This is a genomic window from Bacillus rhizoplanae (assembly GCF_917563915.1).
GTDB classification, from domain to species: domain Bacteria; phylum Bacillota; class Bacilli; order Bacillales; family Bacillaceae_G; genus Bacillus_A; species Bacillus_A rhizoplanae.
This window is the reverse complement of sequence record NZ_CAKJTI010000007.1, coordinates 146,528-166,057: the sequence shown is the minus strand read 5'-3', so window position 1 is coordinate 166,057 and position 19,530 is coordinate 146,528. Positions and strand designations below refer to the sequence as shown.

The following is a 19,530-nucleotide window of genomic DNA, read 5'->3' as shown; positions in this document are numbered from 1 at the left end:
TTTGTATAATCTATTTTTTACAAATACCCATGTTCTTCACACCAATCATGAAATTGCCGAACATCTACATCAATTAAAACAATATCTTTTAATTCAATATCAATATTCATATCGTCAATTACAATCGCATATTTTGTAATGCTCTCCGTATCATTTCGTTTTACGATTCCAATTTGATTCCGATACGGTCCATCTTTTACATATGCTTTTTGTCCTGTAATATCAAAGTTCAACATCTTCACCTCTTTCATTTGCTCCATTTCTGTATGTATATGATGAAACAACGAAAGAGTCTCCTACTTTTTGCTTTATTACAATTATTTTTCATTTGTTTTAATTGTATAAAATATACATAAAAATTCATATTAGAAACACATTGATAGCGCTTTCTAAAATATACTCATGTTATACTAATACAGTGAAACTCCGATTAGTGGAGACTTCACTAATAATCAATTTCACACATCGTTTTTTTGTAGGCCTTTATTCTTCACTACCTTTTTGACTTTCTCACAGTCTTGAGGCGGAGGGCTTATTGTCCGCAAATAGCGAGATAAATTGAAACTTCCATCAGCGGGGGGCTTCATCCTACACTGATGGTTAGTTGAACCAATCGGGCTCTTACGGGCAGTAAAATCCCACCTATCTTCTTCGCTTTCTCTGAATCTTGAGATAGGGGTCTTACTGCCCAAAAGTAGCGAGATAAAATCGAATTTCTTAAAGAGGAAAAACAATGAATACAGTAATCATTACAAAAATCATCGAAACCTTAAAATCGTATGGATTTCAAAATGCAGCATATTGTGAAAAAACAAAACAATATTTGTTTCACAACGAGACAGATATTATGAGCGGCTATGCAGAAATAACATATAGTGCGCAATTTGAAAAATTCAGCGTACAAATCCATCCTATTGAAACACATCACCTTACAGAATTGCAAGAAGTCGAGAAGCATATACAATCTTGCATACGGAAGGTTGAGCATTTAAATACAATCATTGAAAAACAATATAAAAACGCAAAACATACAATCATTGTATAAAGTTCAACTAACTTTTCATGAACGCTTTTTTCATGAAAGGTTAGTTGAACCAATCGGGCGCATGCCAGCAGTTATCTTCACCTATCTTCTTTGATTTTCTCTAAATCTTAAGGTGGGGATTTTACTGCCCGCGAATATCGGGATAAAAAAAGAACGTGCCTAGCACGTTCTTTTTTTATACAGTCATATTTTCTTTAATCTGAAGATTCGATACACCCTCTAATAGCTCAACCACTTCTTCTAGTGTCATATCAAAAATCGTTTGCTCACCTTCCACATAAGGAAACTTATGAAAACGCTTCTCCATTTTTTTCACTGCATCAGATGAAAACATCGCGCTATCTACATGAAATTCTGATTCTAATAACACAATACAATCTAATAGATGAAATCCTAAACCATTTATAAAGGAAATGAACTTCTCTTTCGACTGCGATGATACAAAAACGTTACGCTCAAGTTCATAAAATAACTCTTCGCCTAAGATCTCTTCCAGTTCATCATCATGTTCACGATTTATAATCTCTTCATACCCATAATCATCAACGAGTTCTTCTACTTCTTCTCCATCTTCAAATAGTAATTGTGATAAAAGTGCACCTTTCTTATATTCACTTTGCTGTACAACTGTTAAAAAGTTTGCTTTCCATCCTTGTTCTAACTGCATATTTATATCTCCTTTTATATACTCTTTATTTTTAAATATATATTTTGTTGCAATTGCTTTTTCGCTTTCTCATTACATTGTTTAACAAATGAAGATATGACAGACGCTCTTTGCATCTTACCATTTCTATAAACAAACGGATCAATTAACCGTGCTTTTCCGCCCTTATAACAAATGTCGTATTCTGTCTTACTCTCTTCTAATATTACGTTTGGATGTAAGGAACTGAGCATCTTTTTAATTTCACAATCCTCATTACTTCGTAACATATGTAACACAGTTTCATCATCAGTTGAAAAATCAGATAGATGTAAAATATTCTTTTGCAACGCCTCTTTTAATACCTTTGTTAATATATAATAACCATAGGAATTCAGCGGATGTAAAAAGAAATCAATCGTTTCTTTATAATAAGCTTCTGTAAACCATTCTGCTGCCTGTATAGACTGTAAACATATTTGTCCGTTATGAACTGTTACGTCTTCTAAAAAAGAACACACTTCTTGTTTTGTAATCATTCCATAAGTAGATAAATCCCGTAGCGTATAATCTATACGATCCGCACATAAATTGGGAAGAGGTTTCTCTAACAACGTCCATTGTTCCCATTTCTCAATCATTCTATAATCATAACCATATGTATGCAAAATGGACGGAAGCTCTGAATGCTCAATAACATCCATAAAGATTTGTTCATGGTAATCTTCATCTTGCTCCTCTAATACGTGGTCAACAATGTGAGAAAATGCTGTATGAGATATATCGTGAAGCAAGGCTGCAATTTGTTCCTCTACACTACCACCTAACATTTTCACAAGAATCATAACACCAACAGAGTGTTCATAACGTGTTACATTCCACGTTGGATTCACAAGAAAGCTTGCGCCGCCTTGATGAATCTTCTTTAAGCGCTGCACTGCTTTTGATTGCAATAGTTCTTCAAGCACACCATCCATATGATGTTCACCATATATAGAATCATAAATTGTAATCAAACCCTTGCACCTTCTAATACTTGTTCAATAAATCTCTCTATACTACCTTCAATTATATTTACTTCCGATAAATGATAGAAAGTTGTATCTAAAGAACTGTTTTCACTATACAAATATACTTTTTTATCCGAAGCAAGCGCCATTCCGAATTCAGTGTGACTCCCTTTTCCTCCATCTAATAAAAGCAGAAAAACGTCAGCGTCTTGCACAGCTTGTTTTTCTGCTTGCCCAATATCTCTTAATTGTAATCTGTTTGTCGCTTTTTCATTTTTTGTCCAATCATATGTATGAATCCATCCTGCTTGTTTCAGTTTATCAGCCACAAAACGGACAAGAGGTTTATTTGTAAAGGTTGAAGCAATGTAAAATTTCATACTACTTCTCTCCTTATTATATATAAAATAGACGGGAAACCCTTCGTATGCATGAAAAAAGAGGACGCTTACAACTATAACTCTCTTTTTACTTTTTGATTGCTTTTATCATTTAACATATCTAATTCAGCTTTAATTTCTGATTTTTCTAGTTTTCGTTCTTGTGAAAAATTCCGTCCCATATAAACTATAATACTACCGATATACAATACTAAACAAACAACTAGAGCAATATTTTCATAGAGACTTAGCCCCAACGTAGTCACTCCTAATCTCATCCGTATTTTCACGCGTCAACAATTAGAATTCCCCTGTCAAATCTATGTTATTGTAACATAAAGTATGCTGTTATCTCTATTTAAAAAGCATGATCTCTATGAAATCATGCTTTCGTTACGTAATCAATAATCGTTTGCAACGCTTCTTGTCCGTTATACTGCTGCATAGATCTTTTATACTGCAAACGATGTTTATACAATTCTTCCACATATTCAACAAGTAACGTTTCCGTTAAATCTTCTTCAAATAACACACGTCCATATCCTTGTTTTTCAAACGACTGTGCATTTAAAATTTGATCGCCTCGGCTCGAAGATTTCGGAAGAGGAATTAATAACATCGGCTTTTGCAGTGTTAGAAATTCAAAAATCGCATTGGACCCTGCACGAGAAATGACAATATCTGTTGCTGCTAATATGTCTGGCAGTTCACCATGAACATATTCAAACTGCTTGTATCCTGGCATACTTTCAAGCTTTTCGTCAAGATTTCCTTTCCCGCACAGATGAACAACTTGATACGTTTGAAGAAGATTCGGCAATGCACCGCGCACTGCTTCATTAATGCGCCGTGCTCCTAAACTGCCTCCCATAACCGTAATAACTGGCTTTGAGGCAGTGAACCGTAAAAATTGCAATCCTTTATTACGGCTCCCTTGCAAAACCTCTTCTCGCACAGGTGAACCAGTATAGACTGTTTTTTCTTTTGGTAAATGTTTTTTCGCTTCTTCAAACGTAACAAATATTTTTGAAGCAAAGCGAAGAGCAATTTTATTTGCAAGCCCCGGTGTCATATCAGACTCATGTAAAAAAACAGGAACACGGTTTAACCATGCACCAATTACAACTGGTACAGATACGAAGCCACCTTTTGAAAAAATAACATCTGGTTTTAATTTCCGAATGCGTACATACGCATCCATAACCCCTTTCATCACAAGAAAGGGGTCTTTTATATTTTTTAAATCAAAATAACGGCGAAGCTTTCCGCTTGCTACACCATAATAAGGAATCCCTTCTTTTTCAATGATGGTCTTTTCGATTCCATTGTGCGAACCAATATAGCACACGTTCCACCCACTCTTTTGAAAATGCGGTATAAGCGCTAAATTAGGCGTAACATGACCAGCAGAACCTCCGCCTGTAAATATAATCGTCTTCACAGTAAGTCTCCTTTTATAGAAGTTTTACTTTAGATTATAACACACTGAAATAACGTGCTTCTGGATGAGCAAACACCATTGCTGTAACAGAAGCCTCTGGTTCCATCATAAACCCTTCAGTTAAGGAAATCTCAATTTCTTCTGGATAAATGAGACGGAATAATTTTTCTTGATCAGCAAGTTCCGGGCATGCAGGATAGCCAAAAGAAACGCGAATTCCTTGATATTTTGTACGGAAGCGCTCTTCCATCGTCATGTTTAGTGAATCTGGAAATCCCCAGCGATCACGTATGAGCATATGCGTTTTTTCAGCTAAGCCTTCTGCAAGTTCAAGGGCAAGCGATTGAATAGCATGGCTGCGTAAATAATCGCCTTGCTCTTTCCATTTTTCTGCTACGGCGCGCACGCCTTTCCCGACTGTTACAGCTAAAAAAGCAACATAATCCATTTCATCTCCAACCGGGCGTAAGTAATCACCTAACGTCCGGTGCGGTGCTTTCCCTTGTCTTGGGAATGTAAACCGCTCTAATACACGCGTTGGGTCTTCCGGGTCATAAATTAAGATATCTTGGTTTTTGCTTTGCGCCGGAAAGAATTGATATACAGCGCTCGGGCGTAACCACGATTCTCCTTCACGAAACAATTCATCAATTAAGTTATTGAGTTCATGGGCCCTTCTATCCCCTTCTTGCAGCAACTTTTTCACATTCCCTTTTAAGCCTAAGTGATGCCCAAGTAACATTTGTCGATTTAAAAACGGAGCAAGGTGTGCTACTGGAATATCCCGGAGAACGACACGTTTTGTAGAATCTGGTACGATTACTGGCACTGGCGGTAATTTTTCAATCTGAATCGGTACCTCTACTACTTTTTTCTCTTCTTTTGCAACAACATGTAAGTGACGCTTCGCTTTTTCCTCACGCATCTTTTCGCGTTCCTCTTCGTGTTGCAGACGATTGATAAGATCTAACCCTGTCATCGCATCGCTTGCGTATAATACGAGTCCTTGATAAGAAGGAGAAATGCGCGTTTCTGTGAATTTTCGTGTCAGCGCAGCTCCGCCTACAACGATGGGAACATCAATATTTGCTGCTTTTAAATCTTCTGCTGTTGTCACCATCTGCTGCGCAGATTTAACAAGTAATCCTGATAATCCAATAATATCGGGCTTTTGTTCTTTCACCTCTTGAATAATGCGGTCAGATCGCACATTAATACCGAGGTTCACAATATCATATCCATTATTCGATAAAATAATTTCCACTAAATTTTTACCGATATCATGTACATCCCCTTTTACTGTAGCAAGCAATACTTTCCCTTTCTTCGCACTATCATTTGTCTCCATATATGGCTCTAAATAAGCAACCGCTGCTTTCATGCTTTCCGCACTTTGCAACACTTCTGCAACTATCAACTCATTATTATTAAATAAACGTCCTACTTCATCCATTCCTGCCATAAGCGGCCCGTTAATAATATCAAGCGGCTTTCTTCCTTCATCAAGCGCAGCTTGCAAGTCATTATGCAATCCTTGCTTCGTTCCCTCGACGATATAATAAGACAAGCGCTCATCAAGCGTTAGCGTTTCAGCTGCTACGACTTCTTTCCGCTTCACATTTCGATAAAAATTTGTAAACTCCTCTAATGTTTCTTTCGTCGTTTCAAACAAAAGAGCATTTGCTAATGCTTTTTCTTCTTCAGAAATAGAGGCATAGCGCTCTAGTTTTTCAGTATTAACAATCGCGTAATCTAAGCCTGCCTTTGTGGCATGATATAAAAAGACTGAATTTAATACTTCGCGTCCTGCTGGTGGTAAACCAAACGAAATATTACTTACACCTAATATCGTTAAACACTCAGGCATCGCTTCTTTTATAAGCCGAATGCCTTCAATTGTTGCCGCCGCTGAACCGATATATTCTTCATCACCTGTTCCAACAGGGAATACAAGTGCATCAAAAATAATATCAGATGGACGTACTCCGTATTTTGTTGTTAATAGCTCATAACTTCTTTTGGCAATTTCAAGCTTCCGCTTGGCCGTTACTGCCATACCAATTTCATCAATTGTTCCAATAACAATAGCAGCTCCGTACTGTTTAATAAGTGGAATCACCTTTTCAAAACGCTCTTCTCCATTTTCTAAGTTAATGGAGTTAATCACTCCTTTTCCCTGTAAATAAGTAAGAGCTCTCGCCATAACTTGCTCATCTGTCGAATCGATCATAATTGGCACCTTTAATACTTTCGTCACAGCTTGCAGGAAATTCTCCATATCTTCTATTTCATCACGATCTGGATCTGCCATACAAATATCGATAATATGGGCATTTTTCTTTACTTGTGCCCTTGCTACTTCTGCTGCTTCTTCAAAATTCCCTTCTGCAACAAGACGTTTAAATTTCCGTGAACCAATTACATTCGTACGCTCCCCAACGAATAACGGGCGCATTGCATCTTCATATTGCAACGCTTCGAGCCCGCTAATTCCATGCCCTTTTCTTTCTTGCTTCACACGTGGCTGCAATGATAACAATGCCTCTTTCATCGCACGAATATGTGCTGGCGTCGTTCCGCAACACCCACCAACAATGTTGACCCAACCTTCTTCTGCAAACTGCTTCACTTTATATGCAAGCGAATGCGGCGATTCATGATAATGACCGTCTTCATCCGGAAGCCCAGCATTTGGATAACAAGAAATATAACACTCTGATAACTCTGCAAGTGAACGAATATGTTCTCTCATAAACTCTGGTCCTGTTGCGCAGTTTAGCCCTACTGATAATGGATTCATATGCTCTATCGATAAGTAAAATGCCTCAATTGTTTGCCCAGCTAACGTCGTTCCCATCGGCTCAATTGTTCCGGAAATCATAAGAGGAACTTTTTTCTTTGCCTCAATAAATGCCTTTTCAATTCCTAAACAGGCTGCTTTTACATTTCTCATATCTTGACTTGTTTCTACAAGTAACAAATCTACTCCACCACGCAGTAACCCGCGCGCCTGTCTTGTATATGCCTCAATAAGCCCTTCAAACGTCACCCCACCCGTAACACTAATCGCTTTTGTCGTTGGCCCCATCGCACCTGCTACATATACTTCTTTGCCGCTCTCTATTACAGCTTGTTTCGCTAATTGAGCTGCCTTTTCATTTAACTCCTCATCTAAGTGAGAGAGATTATAATCACTTAGTACAATGTTCGTTGCACCAAATGTATTCGTTTCAATAATATCTGCTCCTGCTTCGATATACTCTTTATGAATATGTATAATAACATCTGGGCGTGTTTTTACTAAATATTCATTACAGCCTTCATACTCTTCACCGCCAAAATCTGCAGGTAAAAGGTCTTCTTGTTGAATCATCGTTCCCATTGCACCGTCTAAAATTAAAATTTCTTGCTGCAATCTTTCCTCGATTGGTCTCATACATTTATTCCTTCTTTCTGCTCTTTCTTCGCTTGAATATACCTAACAAGTGCTTCTGTCACTTCGTACTTTAAAAATGGTGTAATTAAATAAATACCGTTAAATAATTCCATCGCAACATCAATTAACTCTTGAGATATAAGAATTCCTTCTGCCACTGCTTCTTCTGACGTTCTATGCCCGTCCATACGCCTTCTCACTTCTTCTGGAAGAGTAATACCTGGTACTTCAAAATGTAGAAAATCTGCATTTCGTTTACTTACAAGTGGCATAATGCCAATAAAAATCGGCTGCTCGATATGCTTCGTTGCTTCATATACGTTTCGAATGACTGCCGCATCATAAATGGGCTGCGTTAAAAAATACTCAGCGCCAGCTGCAATTTTTTTCTCCATGCGTTTTACAGCTGCTTCTATATGTCTTACATTCGGATTAAAGGCTCCGCCCACTGAAAAACGGGTAGCTGCTCCAATTGATTTCCCTAAAATAGAACGCCCATTGTTCATTTCTTTAATCATTTTAATAAGCTCTACAGAAGAAAGGTCATATACAGATGTTGCACCCGGAAAATCACCAACGCGTGCTGGATCCCCTGTTAATGCCAATACTTCCTCCATACCGAGCGCCGCTAATCCAAGTAAATGAGACTGCAGCCCGATCACATTATGATCACGACACGTTAAATGGGTCAATACAGGAATATCATGCTTTGTTAATAACGCACCCATTGCCATATTTGATACACGCGGTGATGCTAAGGAATTATCTGCTAACGTAATAGCATCTGCTCCCGCACGCTTCAACGCTTTTGCTCCTTCAAAAAAACGTTGCGTATCCAAAGTTTTTGGCGGATCAAGCTCAACAATCACTGTCGTTTCTTTCTTCGCTTTTTCTGCTAATGTAATTCGATCCACTGTATTTACATGCTTCGTTGCTACTACTTCTGCACGCTTTACAACTTCTTTAGCAGTTACAGGACGCTCATTTTCAAGTGCCCGCTTCATTGCTTCGATATGAGTAGGGGTTGTACCGCAACAACCACCAAGTAACCTAACTCCTTGCTTAATAAATTCTGGCGCCATCTCTTCAAAATAAGCAGGGCTTCCTTCATATACATAACGACCTTCTACATATTTAGGAAGACCGGCATTTGGATATGCAGATAAATAACCATATTCAGGAATTGCTATCGTTTTAAAAGATTCAATCATATGAAGCGGCCCTAATTGACAATTTAATCCGACTACGTTTGCACCATACTCTATAAGCCGCTTCAATACACCATCTACACTATTTCCGTTTTGAGTTGTACCAGCCTCGTGAAGAGCAAGCTGTGCAATAAGAGGAACGTTTGTTTGCTTTCGTAATACTTTCACTGCATGAAGCAATTCAAATTCATCGTAAAAGGTTTCTAATAATAGCCCATCAACATTTTCTTCTAGTAAGGCATTTGCTTGCTCTAAGAGCATAAATTCTCGTTCCATATCAGTCGTTGTAACTGCTCCAATGTGTTTCATACCACCGATTGTTCCAACAATTGCATTCTTTTCTGTCACAGCTGCTTTTGCATGTCTTACAGCGGCACGATTAATTTTTCTTACGCGATCCTCCAGTCCATACATGCGAAGTTTTCCTTCATTTGCTCCGTATGTATTTGTTTGAATAACATCTGCTCCGGCTGCAACATATTGTTTATGAATCGAAATAATCCGCTCCGGCTCAGATAAATTCAATTCTTCAAAGCAGCTTTGTAAACCACGAGAGTGTAACAATGTTCCCATTGCCCCGTCCCCAATAACAATTCCTCGTTGCAATAAATCTAGTAATTTCACATATCTCCCTCTCTTCTTTTCAATATAAAAACCCCCTCTTCTCAATGAAGAGGGGGACAACATTTCATCCTCCTCTTATCATTCAGAACAATTTGTTCTGCAGGTCTTAGCACCGTCTCAAACATGTTGTTTGAAGGTTGCTGGGTTTCACAGGGCCTTTCCCTCCACCACTCTTGATAAGAGTTTCATTCTATTGTGAATGCCAAAAGTAAACATCATCCGTTCACTCATTAACAATCTTTGTTAATTTTTTCATTAATTTAGCATGTTGAAGTTAGAAAGTCAACGAAAATAAAGAAAAATAAAATTATTCAAAATATAGTTGCGCTTCTTTCTAAATTTGTTGTAAAGTAAAAAACATAATAAAAAACTTCATATTTCGAATTCTTATCGAGAGAGGTCGAGGGACTGGCCCATTGACGCCTCAGCAACCATTAACAAGCTTTTATTTGTTAATAAGGTGCTAATTCCAGCAAATTGAGAAATGATTTGACAGATAAGAAGAAGACTATATTCGTCATATATAAGCCTTCTTCTTAGAAGGCTTTTTTATTTTGTATAAGGAGGAATTCTATTATGTCTACAATTGAAACGAAGCTTGCCCAAATTGGAAATCGCAGTGAAACAACAACAGGAACAGTCAATCCACCCGTTTACTTCTCCACTGCGTACCGCCACGAAGGAATTGGACAGTCAACAGGATTTGATTATTCCCGAACAGGAAACCCAACACGTCTTCTATTAGAGCGCGCAATCGCTGACTTAGAGCAAGGAGAGCAAGGCTATGCCTGTAGCTCAGGAATGGCTGCTGTTCTTCTTGTCCTTTCACTATTCCGGTCTGGTGACGAACTTATTGTATCTGAAGATTTATACGGCGGAACATATCGTTTATTTACAGAGCACGAACAAAAATGGGATGTTCGATGTAGATACGTAGATACGCAGCATATACAAGAAATTGAAAAAATAATTTCACCAAATACAAAAGCAATTTTCATAGAAACACCAACAAACCCGCTTATGCAAGTAACGGACATCGCAGCAGTTGCTACCGTTGCAAAACGTCATAACTTGTTACTTATTGTTGATAACACATTCTACACACCGTATTTACAACAACCATTAACAACCGGGGCTGACATTGTCCTGCATAGTGCTACAAAGTATTTAGGTGGTCATAACGATGTATTAAGCGGACTTGTCGTTGCTAAAGGTGCAAAGTTATGCGAGGAACTCGCTCACTATCATAATGCATCTGGAGCTGTGTTAAGTCCATTTGATTCTTGGCTTTTAATACGCGGTATGAAAACATTAGCGCTTCGTATGAGGCAGCATGAAGAAAACGCAAAAGCAATTGTTGCCTATTTACAAGGGGAAGAATCTATAACCGATGTGTTTTATCCGGGAAAAGGCGGTATGATCTCTTTTAAACTGAAGAAAGAAGCATGGATTGATCCGTTCTTACAATCTCTTTCTCTTATTACGTTTGCAGAAAGTCTTGGCGGCGTAGAAAGCTTCATTACATACCCAGCAACACAAACACATGCCGATATACCAGAAGATATTCGCACTGCCCGCGGCGTTTGTAATCGTCTGCTCCGTTTTTCCGTAGGAATTGAGAATCAAGATGATTTAATTCAAGACTTACAGCAAGCACTCAAACAAGTAAAAGAAGGAGTGAGAATATGAGTTATTCACTAGATACGCTTTTACTTCATAATCGTTTTAAGCATGACAAACAAACAGGAGCTGTCAATGTTCCTGTTTATAACACATCCACATTTCATCAATTTGATGTAGATACATTTGGAAAATATGATTATAGTCGCTCTGGAAATCCAACGCGCGAAGCTCTTGAGGAAATGATTGCTTTACTAGAAGGTGGAAGCAAAGGGTTTGCCTTCTCATCTGGCATGGCTGCTATTTCAACAACTTTTCTTCTTTTATCACAAGGAGATCATGTTCTTATTTCTGAAGACGTATATGGAGGTACATATCGAATTGTAACTGAAGTTCTCTCTCGTTACGGCGTTTCTCACACATTCGTTGACATGACGAATTTAGAAGAAGTAGAACGAAAGATTCAGCCGAATACAAAAGTTTTTTATGTTGAAACACCATCAAATCCATTATTAAAAGTGACAGATATTAAAGCCGTTTGTGAGCTTGCTAAATCTGTTGGGGCGCTCACTTTTGTTGATAATACATTTTTAACACCGCTATTTCAACAACCGTTAGAACTTGGGGCTGATATCGTTCTCCATAGCGCAACAAAATTTATTGCAGGCCATAGCGATGTTACCGCAGGGTTGGCAGTTGTAAAAGGTGAAGAACTTGCAAAAAAAGTTAGTTTTTTACAAAATGCTTTTGGTGCCATATTAGGACCGCAAGATTGTTCCCTCGTCCTACGCGGCTTAAAAACATTAAACGTTCGCTTAGAACACTCTTCACGAAGCACTGAAAAAATTGCATATCATTTGCAAAGGCATCCGAAAATTAAAGATATCTATTATCCTGGATTACCGTCTCACGCGGGATATAAAACGCAGCACGTTCAGGCAAAATCAGCAGGAGCAGTCCTTTCCTTTACACTAGAATCTGAAAATGCATTACGACAATTTTTAGCTCACATTCAACTCCCGGTATTCGCCGTTAGTTTAGGAGCTGTTGAATCAATTCTTTCATATCCAGCAAAAATGTCGCACGCTGCTATGTCACAAGAAGAACGCGAAAAACGAGGGATTTCAAATTCACTGCTGCGCTTATCTGTTGGATTAGAAAATGCGGATGATTTAATTACGGACTTTGAGCATGCGCTTACGTATGTAGAAGAAGTTGTTATTTCTTAATGAGGAACCTATATAAATATTAATAGTGATTATACAAAAGGCCTTCATGCTTCATAAAAAATGTTTTAAACTATAAAATCAAATATTGATCTGTGAAAAAATAGCTATAGACTAAAAAGTGTTTCATATGAGATTCTGGTAAAATTACCATATTGGATCGACAGGCACTGTATCTAAAAACCTCAAAAAGTTCCTTCAGAAGATTGAAGGAACTTTTTCACATATCTCTCGTTATCGGAAGTTACACTTCTAACCTTTTTTCTAAAAAGTGTTGGCTGAATCCTTTCGGGCGATCCTTAAGGAGACCGAATTCCTTATAGCCATGTCTCTTATAGAATTCAGGAGCTTGAAAACTAAAAGTATCAAGCATAATGAGTCTACATTTCTTTTCTTTTGCAATCTTCTCAATCTTATGTAGTAATTTAGTCCCATATCCTTGATGACGTAATTTGTCTTCTATCCAAAGGAAATCAATATGCATGTGATACCAAAATATTGTTCCTGTTATGCCGCCTACTATATTTCCCTCTTCATCTTTTACCATAAAGCTTACATTTTCAAGAGGAGTTTTTATTTCATCTGGCAGTTGTGAAGCATTGTATTCTATAACTTTTCGTCTAATATAATCATTATCTTCTTGATTCCATTGTTGGAATATTTGCATGAAAATTCCCTCTTTTTTGTTTTCCATCCCGAATATCATATCAATTTTAAAATGATTACACTTCAATTTGCATCATATCGTAAGCAAACGTAATATTCATGCCTTCTGCCCGCAATTCAGCTTCGATTTCTTTCAGTTCGTCATATCCAAGATTATCTACTTCTTCAATGTGCGTAATAATTGTATGCTTTGCTTGTAATTGCTTCGCTACTTCTAGCGTATCTTCAAACGTTGCCTCTCGTATGCGTTCAATCAAAGCACGGTCTCTTATTTGCTCTTTCGTATTCCAATCAAACTCGACGATTCCCATCGGCAAAATAGCTACATCTAAATTACCAATTAGGTGAGCGGGCGGTTCCCATTTATATAATTCATCCATTGCAATCAATACTCGCTTTTCTTTTTCTTCTAATAAAAACGCATACACATATTGTTCATGTAAACGAAACGGAGTAACTTTCACTTTATTTTTCACGAAAGATTGCTCATCTCGTAATACGATTAAATCAATCCATCCTTGTTGCTGCATAAATTGCAGATGATCCCACGATCCTAGAAATTTTTTCATATCCTCTGCTACTTGCTCTGGTACATACACAGTAGTAGCCCAAGCTTTGTTCGTTTCAAACGCAATCGTTTCCCAAATTCTCCGGCCCATCGTATGATCAGGATGCCAATGTGAGTAAATCCCGGCTTCTACTTTTGAAATGTGAGATCTCTCTAATTGCAATCGTATTTCTTCTGGTGTATCAATTACTAAATGAAGATCGTGAATAAAAACACTTGGCCCCATTCTACTATATGGTAAACCTTTTCCCCTCGCCTCTTTGCTTACTTTGCTATAACTCCCTGGTCTCGGAATCGGTGTGGCACCGCCTGTTCCTAAAAATTCTATCCTCATGACTATCCCTTCTTTCCATCCTTATTAATTTCTAGATTGATATATATAACTCCTTTTCTAATTATTCCAAAAATTTTCATTTTTATTATTGAAAGAAACATAAAATATGGTAAAATTGTGACATAAATGAAAACGTTTTTTATTAAGAACGAAAATACCTGTTATTTCAATCTACAAACCTTGATTTACCTCATTGGAAAAACGTCCAAAATTATCTAGTTTATTTACACCATGTTCTCTTTTCTTACAGTTTCTTTACTTTAGGGCATTTTTTTTGCAACAACTGTTTTCTTTGCTTTAAAATTTTGTTATGTATATTATGGTATAACAGCACGCATGGAGGTGGAAAAGAATATGTTAGAAACCTTTCAAAAGGAATTAGAATTGTATGAAAATAATGCAGAATTATTGAAAGTACTTGCTCATCCAGTTCGTTTATGTATTGTAAAAGGATTGATTGAACGAGGTCCAAGTAACGTTTCTACAATGTATACAGGTTTAAACATGCCCCAATCTACAATTTCCCAACATTTAGCAAAATTAAAAAGTGCTAAGATTGTTTCGAGCGAAAGAAAAGGGCTAGAAATTTACTACAAAGTAGAAAATGAAACGATTATTCAATTAGTTCGCGTATTACTAGGTTAGGGGTATTTAAATAAAAACAGGGTGTATTGTATATTTTTAATCTCATATCTTTAATATAAATATATATCATGAGAAAAAATATAAATACTACATAATCCTAAACAAAACGTCGTATTAACCTACAAAACAAGGCGCAGAGTTTTACTCTGCGCCTTGTTTTATAAAAAAATATGTAGATAATGCTCTAAGTTTAAACACGGAATCCCCTTTTGCTGAATCACAACATCAAAAGCATCACCCATACCACCTTGTAAAATCATAGAACGAATCGCACGATTTTTCTTTTGCTTATCAGAAAACGGATTACGATCTTCATGATTTACAAGCTGTTCTAAAATACCTGCAGCTAGCAAAAATTCTCTTTGCTTCGTATGCCATACTGTTTGTAAGCCTGTCTCTTCTCCAACTGTCTTCAATGTATCCCAATGAATATGAGTTGTTATATCCATCTCTCCTGGAAATTGAAGAGGATCAGGAATCATTTGATGCCTATAATAGCTTCGCATGCTTCCTTCACGATGAGCTGGATGCGCCCATTCTTCATTTGTATAACCATAATCTATCGTTATAAGCAATCCTTCTTGCAGCCAACTTGTCAGCTGTTTTACATAATCATTCATTTGTAACGGTACTTCAAATCGTTGTCCTTCATAAAGTGAAATTTGATGTCTTTGCAAATACTTTATAACAATTTCACTATCCAGTGGTCGCAATACTTCAACAAGTCTACCTTCACTGTTATACTTTACACGTACTTCATATAACATTCTTTCTCGTTTCTCTATCACTTCTACAGGAAACGCGTCAAACAACTCATTTGAAAAAACAATTCCTGTAAAGGAGGCTCCCAATTCCTCATAGGATGCATATTGCGAAACATTTGAAAAAGAAATAAGTTGTTGTTTCTGCAACTCTCTATGAAACGGACTCACCTCTATAATTGAGTATTGCATATTTCCAAACGTATCAGGAGATATCGTTTGCCACTCTTGTAACATGTCATATGCAAATCTTCCTGTTCCCCCACCAATTTCACATATATGCGGTGAAACAACTCCTGTTTTCACAAGCTGAATAAAAAAATGAGCAAATGTTTTTGCATAAACAGAAGACACATTACTGCTTGTAAAAAAATCTCCTTGCCTTCCGATTTTTTCACGTTCTTTCATATAATAGCCATTGTTTACGTCATATAATGCAAGGCTCATATATGTACTATAAGAAATAGACTGATCTATTTCTTTTTCCATTGCTTGTTTTAGAACGTGTTCCATCCTCGTACCCCTTATTGTAAAAATGGATTATTTTCTTTTTCAAAACCAATTGTTGTTTCTGGGCCATGTCCACATAACACTTTTGTATCATCCGGCAGTACAAATAACTTATCTTCAATACTCATGATTAATTCTTGGAAACTGCCTCCTGGTAAATCAGTACGGCCAATGCTCATTTGAAATAAAACATCACCGGAGAATACAGCATTTGCTTCTTTGCAATAGTACGAAATACTTCCTGGTGAATGACCTGGTGTTTCATACATATCAAATGAAAACGAACCAATTGTTAATACTCCTTCTTCCTCGATGATGTGGTCCGCAGGTTTTGCCGTAATACTACGATTCATCATAAAAATTTGCGAGCCATTACAAGTAGCATCTCCTAGCCAATCAGCCTCCTCTTGATGAACATAAACCGGAATTTGAAAAGCAGTACGTACTTCATCTACCGCACCAATGTGATCGAAATGTGCGTGTGTTAATAAAATAGCTAATGGCTTTAACTGTTCTTTCTTTACATAATTTACAAGTTTTTCTCCTTCACTACCTGGATCAAAAATAATACATTCTTTTTGATCATTACTTAAAATATACGCATTTGTTTGCAGTGGGCCTAACGGCATTTGAATCCAATTCACTCTTAATCTCCTCCAGTCGTTACACTCATTTTCATCATACAACATTTTCTTCTCATAAGAAAAGAAACGATACCTCGACAACAATATGGAAAACATGTACAATAAAATTGAAAAAATATTACAAAAACTCAAGCAAAAATGAGAGAGTAGAGGGGGATATGTATGGGTCTTGTTATTATTTTTGCGTTAGTCACTCTGTTAGGTGTATACTCTTCTCTTAAAACGTTGCGAGATAAGAACCTTCTTGCTGGAGGTTTTTCCGTTGCAACTGCACTTGTTTTCGGTTGGTTTACAGTCATGACCTTTATAAATAATGGCTATCCACCAACACATTAAGCAACTTGTCTAAACTCTCTACATACATCATGATTTCTAGCATATGCAAAAAGGAAGGGATCCCCCCTTCCTTTTTCTTATTATGCTCGCAAAAGATTATTCATTTTGTTAGCCTTCAACACATATAAAGATTTACTTTACTTTACTTTACTTTGCTTCATAAATATACTTTTTCACAAGCCAAGCACCGCCGATTACTCCAGCATCATTTCCAAGTGTCGCAATTGCTAGTTTTGTGCTTTTAACAGCACGTGAAAATGCATATCTTTCGAAATAGCGTTGAATTGGTTGCAGCAGTGCATCACCTGCTTTTGATACGCCACCACCAATAACAATTTTTTCTGGATTTAATGTACTAGAAATGTTTGCCACCGCTAGCCCTAAATAAGAAGCAACTTTTTCTACTACTTTTTCTGCGAATGCATCACCTTGTGCAAGTGCATCAAACACGTCTTTCGATGTAATACTTCCTTCTTGTTCTAGCATCGAACGTAGTACACTTGCTTCATCTGTTTCCTGCATTTTTTGCATCGCAACGCGTACAATACCAGTTGCTGAAGAAACCGTTTCTAAGCATCCTGATTTCCCGCAATTACAAGCAAAACCATTTTCTGTTACAACTGTAATATGACCTATTTCACCAGCTGCTCCGCTTATACCATGTACGATTTCACCGTTTGTGATAACACCGCCACCAACACCTGTTCCAAGTGTCATACAAACAATATCCTTTGAACCTTCTCCAGCACCTTTCCACATTTCTCCAAGTGCTGCAATGTTAGCATCATTATCAACAACAACTGGTAAACCAGTTTCTACTTCCAATAAATCTTTAAGAGGATAGTTTTTCCATCCTAAGTTTACTGCTTCATAAATCATTCCAGACGCAACATGAACAGGCCCCGGGGCACCCATTCCAATTCCGACTAATTTGCTTTTTAACTCACCTAATTGTTCTAACTTTTTATCAATTGCTTTCGCAATATCAAGCGTAATATGTTTTCCTTGTTCACTTTTATTCGTTGGGATTTCCCATTTATGTAAAAACTCACCGTAAATATTAATAAATGCTAATTTAATTGTTGTTCCACCAAGATCAACACCAACCAACCATTTCTCTTCCATTTTACTACCCTTCCTTCATCAATTTCTCCAGCTAATCACGGCCAGTAAAACCCACACCTCAAGATTCTGAGGAAACAAAAAAAGATAGGTGGGGGATAACTGCTCATATGCACCCGATCGGTTCAATTAATCATCAGTGGGGGATGCCCCACTGATGGAAGTTTCACTTTATCTCTTTTTGAATTTCTTGCTTCAATAAAAATAAGGCAGTTTGGTAATCTTTTGGATCAATCAGCTGTGATTTATATAATTCACGAAGCTCATCGCCCATTAATTGTAAATCTGCAACACGATCTCCTGTATAAATAATTGTTCCAAATTGCTTTAATAATTGTTGAATGTCATAAACAGATATCATTCTTTCACCCTCTATGTCCACTTACTATAAAAACATAATAAGAAAACGTTCACATATTTTATTATAATAAACATAAAAAAGAATCGTCAATTTATAATTAGCCTATATAAGTTCTAAAATAGAAATCGCTTCTTTTTCTGTAATAATTTTCTCTACAGCTTTGTCAAACGGTTCAACTGGGATATGAGAGACAATTTGAAAATCAAAAACTAATGATAGCGTTTTCCCTTTATAGTTCACAAGATAACGATCATAATATCCTCCACCATATCCTACACGCTCTCCTTTTCGCGTAAACGCAACACCTGGCACGAGAAGTAAATCAATCTCCTCTGCTGATACCTCTTCTGTTATAGACGGATCTGGCTCTCGTAAATTCATATAAACCGTTTCTAATTGTTCAAAATTCGTAATTTGGCGGAATGTCATTGTTCTCGTTTCACGATTACATTTTGGGACAACAATTGCTTTCCCTTCTTCCCATGCCTTTTCAATAATTGCATATGTATTTACTTCACGTTCCATAGAAAGTGTAATCCCAATTGTTTGTGCCGCAATCCATTCTCGTTGTTTATATAAAGAATCCGCAATTTTTTCTGATAAAGTCGTATACTGTTCTTCCGATAAAGCATTCATACGCTGCAATATTTCTTTTCGTAATCTTTTTTTCTCTTCTTTCATCATAAATTCCCCCTATATACAAAAGAAACAGTAGGAAAATATCCCTACTGCTTACTTTGTTTCGCGGTGTAACGTAGACTTCTTGTCACGCTTGCAATATTTTTTAAGTTCAAGACGCTCAGCGTTGTTACGTTTGTTTTTCTTTGAGATATAGTTACGATCTCCGCATTCTGTACATGCTAGAGTAATATTTACACGCATTCTTATTTCCCTCCAGTCACTAATAACTTAAATCAGACTATACTATAATACCACTTTTAAAATAA

General features: G+C 37.0%; 20 protein-coding genes, 1 pseudogene and 2 riboswitches. Of the genes and pseudogenes, 5 read left to right on the top strand and 16 right to left on the bottom strand.

All coding sequences use genetic code 11. The annotated features are described in order from the left end of the window. Positions 1–17: 17 nt before the first annotated feature. Positions 18–233 (bottom strand): DUF3912 family protein, encoded by a 216-nt coding sequence (locus LRP84_RS09855; RefSeq protein ID WP_230574934.1) that lies wholly within the window; start codon positions 231–233, stop codon positions 18–20. A gap of 500 nt (positions 234–733) precedes the next feature. Here LRP84_RS09855 and LRP84_RS09850 point away from each other — a divergent pair, with 500 nt between their 5' ends. Continuing rightward, positions 734–1,045: a hypothetical protein gene (locus LRP84_RS09850; RefSeq protein WP_230574911.1), complete on the top strand. Its 312-nt coding sequence runs from the start codon at positions 734–736 to the stop codon at positions 1,043–1,045. A gap of 175 nt (positions 1,046–1,220) precedes the next feature. On the opposite strand, the gene LRP84_RS09845 is transcribed toward LRP84_RS09850, so the two are convergent. The 7 genes and pseudogenes from LRP84_RS09845 to LRP84_RS09815 form a co-directional block, all read right to left on the bottom strand. Beyond that, complete coding sequence (locus LRP84_RS09845; RefSeq protein WP_230574910.1) at positions 1,221–1,712, bottom strand: hypothetical protein; 492 nt, start codon at positions 1,710–1,712, stop codon at positions 1,221–1,223. Positions 1,713–1,726: 14 nt separating this feature from the next. After that, a complete protein-coding gene (locus LRP84_RS09840; RefSeq protein WP_230574933.1) occupies positions 1,727–2,704 on the bottom strand; it encodes an HD domain-containing protein in 978 nt (325 codons plus the stop codon). Beyond that, on the bottom strand, positions 2,704–3,081 hold the full coding sequence (locus tag LRP84_RS09835; RefSeq protein ID WP_230574909.1) for a nucleoside 2-deoxyribosyltransferase: 378 nt from the start codon (positions 3,079–3,081) through the stop codon (positions 2,704–2,706). The genes LRP84_RS09840 and LRP84_RS09835 overlap by 1 nt, the downstream gene beginning before the upstream one ends. A gap of 74 nt (positions 3,082–3,155) precedes the next feature. Continuing rightward, positions 3,156–3,378: pseudogene (locus LRP84_RS09830) on the bottom strand (DUF3966 domain-containing protein). A gap of 85 nt (positions 3,379–3,463) precedes the next feature. Then, on the bottom strand, positions 3,464–4,522 hold the full coding sequence (murG, locus tag LRP84_RS09825) for an undecaprenyldiphospho-muramoylpentapeptide beta-N-acetylglucosaminyltransferase (protein ID WP_230574907.1): 1,059 nt from the start codon (positions 4,520–4,522) through the stop codon (positions 3,464–3,466). Between the two features lie 34 nt (positions 4,523–4,556). Then, positions 4,557–7,958, bottom strand: coding sequence for a methionine synthase (gene metH / locus LRP84_RS09820; protein ID WP_230574906.1), 3,402 nt, complete (start codon positions 7,956–7,958; stop codon positions 4,557–4,559). Then, positions 7,955–9,790 carry a bifunctional homocysteine S-methyltransferase/methylenetetrahydrofolate reductase gene (locus tag LRP84_RS09815; RefSeq protein WP_230574905.1) on the bottom strand — a complete coding sequence of 612 codons (1,836 nt, stop codon included), beginning with the start codon at positions 9,788–9,790 and terminating at the stop codon, positions 7,955–7,957. Before LRP84_RS09815 ends, metH begins: the two co-directional genes overlap by 4 nt. 72 nt (positions 9,791–9,862) lie before the next feature. After that, a riboswitch (SAM riboswitch) is annotated at positions 9,863–9,973 on the bottom strand. A gap of 201 nt (positions 9,974–10,174) precedes the next feature. Then, a riboswitch (SAM riboswitch) is annotated at positions 10,175–10,293 on the top strand. 73 nt (positions 10,294–10,366) lie between these two features. Here LRP84_RS09815 and LRP84_RS09810 point away from each other — a divergent pair. Both LRP84_RS09810 and metC read left to right on the top strand, forming a co-directional pair. After that, positions 10,367–11,479: a methionine biosynthesis PLP-dependent protein gene (locus LRP84_RS09810; RefSeq protein WP_230574904.1), complete on the top strand. Its 1,113-nt coding sequence runs from the start codon at positions 10,367–10,369 to the stop codon at positions 11,477–11,479. Next, positions 11,476–12,639 (top strand): cystathionine beta-lyase, encoded by a 1,164-nt coding sequence (metC, locus tag LRP84_RS09805; protein ID WP_230574903.1) that lies wholly within the window; start codon positions 11,476–11,478, stop codon positions 12,637–12,639. Before LRP84_RS09810 ends, metC begins: the two co-directional genes overlap by 4 nt. Positions 12,640–12,880: 241 nt before the next feature. Here metC and LRP84_RS09800 read toward each other — a convergent pair whose 3' ends face one another. Further along, entirely contained in the window at positions 12,881–13,303 is a 423-nt protein-coding gene (locus LRP84_RS09800) for a GNAT family N-acetyltransferase (protein WP_230574902.1), read from the bottom strand. A gap of 55 nt (positions 13,304–13,358) precedes the next feature. Continuing rightward, positions 13,359–14,204 (bottom strand): MBL fold metallo-hydrolase, encoded by an 846-nt coding sequence (locus tag LRP84_RS09795; RefSeq protein ID WP_230574901.1) that lies wholly within the window; start codon positions 14,202–14,204, stop codon positions 13,359–13,361. A 354-nt stretch (positions 14,205–14,558) separates the two neighbouring features. Between LRP84_RS09795 and LRP84_RS09790 the strand changes: the two genes are divergently transcribed. Further along, the gene (locus LRP84_RS09790) at positions 14,559–14,849 is read left to right on the top strand and encodes an ArsR/SmtB family transcription factor (RefSeq protein ID WP_000894376.1); all 291 of its coding nucleotides are present in this window, start codon (positions 14,559–14,561) and stop codon (positions 14,847–14,849) included. Positions 14,850–15,007: 158 nt separating this feature from the next. On the opposite strand, the gene LRP84_RS09785 is transcribed toward LRP84_RS09790, so the two are convergent. Next, a complete protein-coding gene (locus tag LRP84_RS09785; protein WP_230574900.1) occupies positions 15,008–16,123 on the bottom strand; it encodes a class I SAM-dependent methyltransferase in 1,116 nt (371 codons plus the stop codon). Positions 16,124–16,134: 11 nt separating this feature from the next. Next, positions 16,135–16,764, bottom strand: a complete 630-nt coding sequence (locus LRP84_RS09780; protein WP_230574899.1) for an MBL fold metallo-hydrolase — start codon at positions 16,762–16,764, stop codon at positions 16,135–16,137. Positions 16,765–16,926: 162 nt separating this feature from the next. Here LRP84_RS09780 and LRP84_RS09775 point away from each other — a divergent pair, with 162 nt between their 5' ends. Further along, entirely contained in the window at positions 16,927–17,100 is a 174-nt protein-coding gene (locus LRP84_RS09775) for a DUF2759 domain-containing protein (RefSeq protein ID WP_230574898.1), read from the top strand. A gap of 147 nt (positions 17,101–17,247) precedes the next feature. Here the strand turns inward: LRP84_RS09775 and LRP84_RS09770 are convergent, their stop codons facing one another. From LRP84_RS09770 to rpmG, 4 genes are all read right to left on the bottom strand, one after another. Next, positions 17,248–18,225, bottom strand: coding sequence for an ROK family glucokinase (locus tag LRP84_RS09770; RefSeq protein ID WP_230574897.1), 978 nt, complete (start codon positions 18,223–18,225; stop codon positions 17,248–17,250). A 163-nt stretch (positions 18,226–18,388) separates the two neighbouring features. Next, positions 18,389–18,583: a YqgQ family protein gene (locus tag LRP84_RS09765; RefSeq protein WP_230574896.1), complete on the bottom strand. Its 195-nt coding sequence runs from the start codon at positions 18,581–18,583 to the stop codon at positions 18,389–18,391. 102 nt (positions 18,584–18,685) lie between these two features. Beyond that, complete coding sequence (locus LRP84_RS09760) at positions 18,686–19,264, bottom strand: 5-formyltetrahydrofolate cyclo-ligase (protein ID WP_230574895.1); 579 nt, start codon at positions 19,262–19,264, stop codon at positions 18,686–18,688. Positions 19,265–19,315: 51 nt separating this feature from the next. Beyond that, positions 19,316–19,465, bottom strand: coding sequence for a 50S ribosomal protein L33 (gene rpmG, locus LRP84_RS09755; RefSeq protein ID WP_012095458.1), 150 nt, complete (start codon positions 19,463–19,465; stop codon positions 19,316–19,318). Between the last annotated feature and the right edge of the window lie 65 nt (positions 19,466–19,530).